General features: G+C 59.5%; 6 protein-coding genes, 1 tRNA gene and 1 pseudogene. 7 read left to right on the top strand and 1 reads right to left on the bottom strand.

What is annotated here, in order from left to right; all coding sequences use genetic code 11:
• From Q0C48_RS03125 to Q0C48_RS03105, 6 genes and pseudogenes are all read left to right on the top strand, one after another.
• Positions 1–304: alpha-D-ribose 1-methylphosphonate 5-phosphate C-P-lyase PhnJ (locus Q0C48_RS03125; RefSeq protein WP_291521449.1), on the top strand; the 304-nt coding region annotated here is incomplete at its 5' end.
• Entirely contained in the window at positions 288–956 is a 669-nt protein-coding gene (hypB, locus tag Q0C48_RS03120; RefSeq protein ID WP_291521447.1) for a hydrogenase nickel incorporation protein HypB, read from the top strand. The genes Q0C48_RS03125 and hypB, both read left to right, overlap by 17 nt.
• A gap of 14 nt (positions 957–970) precedes the next feature.
• Entirely contained in the window at positions 971–1216 is a 246-nt protein-coding gene (locus tag Q0C48_RS03115; RefSeq protein ID WP_291521445.1) for a HypC/HybG/HupF family hydrogenase formation chaperone, read from the top strand.
• On the top strand, positions 1213–2325 hold the full coding sequence (gene hypD / locus Q0C48_RS03110) for a hydrogenase formation protein HypD (protein WP_291521443.1): 1113 nt from the start codon (positions 1213–1215) through the stop codon (positions 2323–2325). Before Q0C48_RS03115 ends, hypD begins: the two co-directional genes overlap by 4 nt.
• A 9-nt stretch (positions 2326–2334) precedes the next feature.
• Positions 2335–2433, top strand: a pseudogene (locus Q0C48_RS14630) (hypothetical protein); the annotation flags it as partial.
• 357 nt (positions 2434–2790) lie between these two features.
• Positions 2791–2866 (top strand) — tRNA-Lys (locus tag Q0C48_RS03105).
• A 173-nt stretch (positions 2867–3039) separates the two neighbouring features.
• On the opposite strand, the gene Q0C48_RS14625 is transcribed toward Q0C48_RS03105, so the two are convergent.
• Positions 3040–3213 carry an AlpA family phage regulatory protein gene (locus Q0C48_RS14625; protein ID WP_366936990.1) on the bottom strand — a complete coding sequence of 58 codons (174 nt, stop codon included), beginning with the start codon at positions 3211–3213 and terminating at the stop codon, positions 3040–3042.
• 291 nt (positions 3214–3504) lie between these two features.
• Here Q0C48_RS14625 and Q0C48_RS03100 point away from each other — a divergent pair, with 291 nt between their 5' ends.
• Positions 3505–3702: a hypothetical protein gene (locus Q0C48_RS03100; protein WP_366936989.1), complete on the top strand. Its 198-nt coding sequence runs from the start codon at positions 3505–3507 to the stop codon at positions 3700–3702.
• The last annotated feature ends 757 nt before the right edge of the window (positions 3703–4459 follow it).

The raw sequence follows: 4459 nt of genomic DNA, 5'->3' as shown, positions 1-4459 counted from the left end.
CCCCTCGCCGATCCCCGCGTTCGATAACCCGAAACTCCACCGCTCGCCCGCACTTCAGCTGTTCGGAGCGGGGCGGGAAAAACGCATCTATGCCGTGCCGCCGTTCACCAGCGTCGTCTCGCTCGATTTCGACGACCACCGGTTCAACCCCCAGCGCGCGCCGCAAACCTGCGCCCTCTGTGGCGCGACCACCTCGTATCTCGATGAAATGGTGATCGATGATCAGGGAGGCCGCATGTTCGCTTGTTCGGACACCGATTTCTGCGCGCGGCAGGGCGAGGCAGGACATGACCACGCTGCTTGAGGCCCGAGCGCTGCACCATCGCTTCGAGCGCGCCACGGCGCTCGATCACGTGTCGCTTACGCTCCGCCGGCATGAGATTCTCGCCATCGTCGGCGAAAGCGGCTCGGGCAAGACCACGCTGCTGGTACGCACCGTCGAGGCCCTGCAACACCGGCTGTCGGTGGCGGTGATCGAAGGAGATCAGCAGACGGGCCGGGATGCCGAGCGCATCCGCGCCACCGGCGTGGCCGCACTGCAGATCAACACCGGCAAGGGTTGCCATCTGGACGCCCACATGGTGGGGCATGCACTGGAGCAGTTGCAGCCCGCCGCCGGCGGGGTGCTCTTCATCGAAAATGTCGGGAACCTGGTCTGCCCGGCGGCGTTTGATCTGGGGGAGGCCCACAAGGTGGTGGTGCTGTCAGTGACCGAAGGGGAGGACAAGCCCCTCAAATATCCGGACATGTTCCATGCCGCCGACCTCATGCTCCTCAACAAGGTTGACCTGCTCCCTTATCTGGAATTCGATATGGACGTCTGCATCGACTATGCCCGGCGGATCAATCCCAAACTCGCGGTCCTGCAGGTTTCCGCCATCCGCGGCGACGGCATGGCCGCCTGGCTGGACTGGGTCGGAAGGGGCGCCGGCCCGGCGCCGGTCGCCATACTGTAATAAGGAGCGAGATCATGTGCCTGGCGGTCCCCGTGCGGGTTGAACGATTGCTGGACAACGAGATGGCGGTGGTCGGGATAGGCGGCCTGCGCAAGGAAATATCCCTGGCCTTGGTGGACGGCGTCCGGGAGGGTGATTACGTCATCCTCCACGTGGGCTATGCGTTGACTCGGCTGGACCTGGAGGAGGCCGAACGGACCCTGGCCCTTTTTGCGGAACTGGCCGCCCGGCTGGAAGGCAGGGAAGGGGCGCAGATGTGAAATATGTCGACGAGTTCCGTGACGCCACCCTGGGCCGCGGTCTGGCGCGCGCCATCGCCGCCGAGGCCTCTTCCCACCGGGACTATCATCTGATGGAGTTTTGCGGCGGTCATACCCATGCCATATCCCGCCATGGCATCCAGGACCTCCTGCCGCCCAATATCCACCTGATCCACGGGCCAGGATGTCCGGTCTGCGTCCTGCCCATCGGTCGCATCGACAGCGCCATCGCCCTGGCCCTGGATCATGGCGTCATTCTCTGCACCTACGGCGATGTGCTGCGCGTCCCGGCCTCGGGGCGCCGGAGCCTGCTCCAGGCCCGGGCCACCGGGGCCGATGTCCGCATGGTCTATTCCAGCCTGGATGCCCTGCGCATTGCGCGGGAAAACCCGGATCGGGAGGTGGTCTTTTTCGCCATCGGTTTCGAGACGACCACCCCGCCCACCGCCGAAGTCCTCCGCCAGGCCAGGGCCACGGAGGTCAAAAACTTCACGGTATTCTGTAACCACGTGCTGACCCCTGCCGCCATCCGCGGAATCCTGGATTCGACCGCGCTGGAGGGGTCACGTCTGGACGGCATCATCGGGCCATCCCACGTCAGCACGGTGATCGGCAGCCGCCCCTACGAGTTCGTCGCGGAGGAATACCGGCGGCCGGTGGTGATCGCGGGATTCGAGCCCCTGGATGTGATGCAGTCCATCCTCATGCTGATCCGCCAGATCAATGCCGGACAGGCAGAGGTCGAGAACGAATTCACCCGCGCCGTCAGCCGCGACGGCAACCCCAAGGCCCAGTCGCTAATGGCTGAGGTCCTGGAACCGCGGCCCACCTTCGAGTGGCGCGGCCTCGGCACCATCCCCCACAGCGCACTGTGCATCAACGCCGCCTACGGCGACTTCGATACCGAGCGCCGTTTTTCCATCCCTTACCGGGCGGTGGCCGACCACAAGGGTTGTGAGTGCGGCGCCATTTTGCGCGGCGTCAAGGAACCCCGGGACTGCCGACTCTTCGGCACCGCCTGCACGCCCGAAAATCCCGTGGGTTCCTGCATGGTCTCCTCGGAGGGCGCCTGCGCCGCCCACTACACCTACGCCCGCCATCGGGATTAGCGGGACGAAGGCGATTGCTGTGTTTTTTGTACTTATGGGACAGTTCCTTGTCCCCCAATACAGGAACAACGTAATCACCCATCAGAGGGAGCCAGTTGTTGTCGATAAGCTAAAATCGGCTGATGCTATATTTAGCCCAAACTGAGTAAAGTGGAGGCCGCCGAGGTGAAAAAAGTCTGCCGCGAATGACTGGCGACCCTCAAGTGTGAAAAGCTGGTGCTGGACTGGCACGAAAAACAGCAGGCGCAGGCGGCGGTCATGCAGAGCATCAAGCTGGAGATGCGCCGTTTGCCGTCGCCATACTCCAGGGGGTGCGTGACGAAAAGGTTGCCTGTGCCTATGTGTATGTCTTCGAGCATTATTCGGGCGATAGTGTCGGCGCTGCTGCGATTTAGCCTTGACCCGTCCCCGCCTGCACCCGATAATACGCAGCCCTGGCGGTAGTCTTGCCAAGGGCCTGCCTTTGGGGATGTAGCTCAGTCGGTAGAGCAGCGGCCTTTTAAGCCGTGGGTCGCGGGTTCGAATCCCGCCGTCCCCACCATATAAAACAGCATGTTATACGAATTCCGGTCTAGGCAATTTTCGTATTTTCGGTAATTGGTACCCATACGGTATCCATTGCGCGAACCCTGGAAGCTCCTAACCCTGGGCAGTCACCACCGGCAGTTGGGACACGCTCCGGCGAGAATTCTGACACAGGGTCATTCAGCGGTGTCATCTTTTGCGGGCCTCCATCCAGGCGAGCAGGTCATCTCGCGACCAACCCACTGCGCGCACACCGATGCAAATTTTCTTTGGAAAGTCAGCCGCTTTAGAGATTCTCCAAAAAGTGGTCCGGCTGACCCCAAGAATACGGGCCGCTTCTGCGGGGCGCAGAATGCGATCCATATCTCTAGGCGTGCTGCAATTCTCTTTTCCCATAATGCTCTCCCTGCAACCCCGTGAAACACACCGTCCATGGTAGGGAGATCAAGAGCGTGTGAGTGAAGCAAAAAAGTGTCGCTCGTCGTTTCCGCAGGCCAGCCATTTGAGAGGCCGCTTCAATCGAAAACCTGCCGGACAGCCTACACGTGCAACTCGGCCATGGCCACCGTTGGGGCACTTGCATTTGAAGCGACCTGACCAGCTTATGCAGAGCATGTTAAATTACCGGACACCATCCCCCACACAGATGGCCCCATGCCTCATGGATTTATGGAATCAGAAACTGTCAGCCACGCCAGAAAGATCATTCACATAGACATGGATGCGTTCTTTGCTGCGATTGAGCAACGGGATCATCCCGAATGGAAGGGGCTGCCAGTGATCGTTGGCGGGGCCCCCCAGAGGTCCACCATAGACATCAGGTCACGGCTTTGGCCAGAACCGAGAACGTAAATCCACAGCGCATTGGGTGGGGGTGGAACCACTGACCCCGTCGCGCTAAGTTGCGGCAGAAGAACATTCAGCCGGCAATCGGAATGATATTGTCGCCGGCCATGATCGTATCCAGATACTTTTCCCACTTGATCAGGGCGTCGGTCTTTTCGTCGAGATAGGCGTACTTGTCATAGTGCCGCGTCTGAATATCGCCCAGGCCATGACTCAGCAGTTGTGCCTTTCTAGCGTTATCTATCTATTATTAAACAACATTCCAGCCATTTCCCCAATAGTCTGGCGCTTTAAAAACTCCATTTCATGATTTGAAAGTCGCCCCCATTGACAGTGACTATGGCACATTTCTATTTGCGCACAGGCGTTCACCTTTAAGGCACAACCTCTACGTGTCAGTCGGTCATCAATGATCTCAATGATCTCTAAGTCCCTTTGCAGGGTATATAACGCCGCGCTTAACCAGTCTGCGCAGAACGTTGGTCAGAGTTTGCAACGGGATGTCAAGATAATCAGCAATATCACACCCGCGAACCAGTTCTCCCGGGATCTGAGCTGCCAAGTAAATCATGCCGCGTATCGCACACTCGGTGTCACCGTTTAATATCATAGAGAAGCCCTGATTGGTGCGTTACTGTATCTGCCGCGACCTTTGCTGCGGGGAGGCTTCTTAGAAGAAGCCATAACTCATCACCAGTTTACCCAGGGTCAGGGCGGTATAGAGCAGGAAGAGGTAGGAGATGGAGTAGGCGAACATCCGCCG

Origin of the sequence: Acidithiobacillus sp., assembly GCF_023255755.1 — a bacterium.
Classification (GTDB): Bacteria; Pseudomonadota; Gammaproteobacteria; order Acidithiobacillales; family Acidithiobacillaceae; genus Acidithiobacillus.
This window is presented reverse-complemented; position numbering and strand designations above follow the sequence as displayed.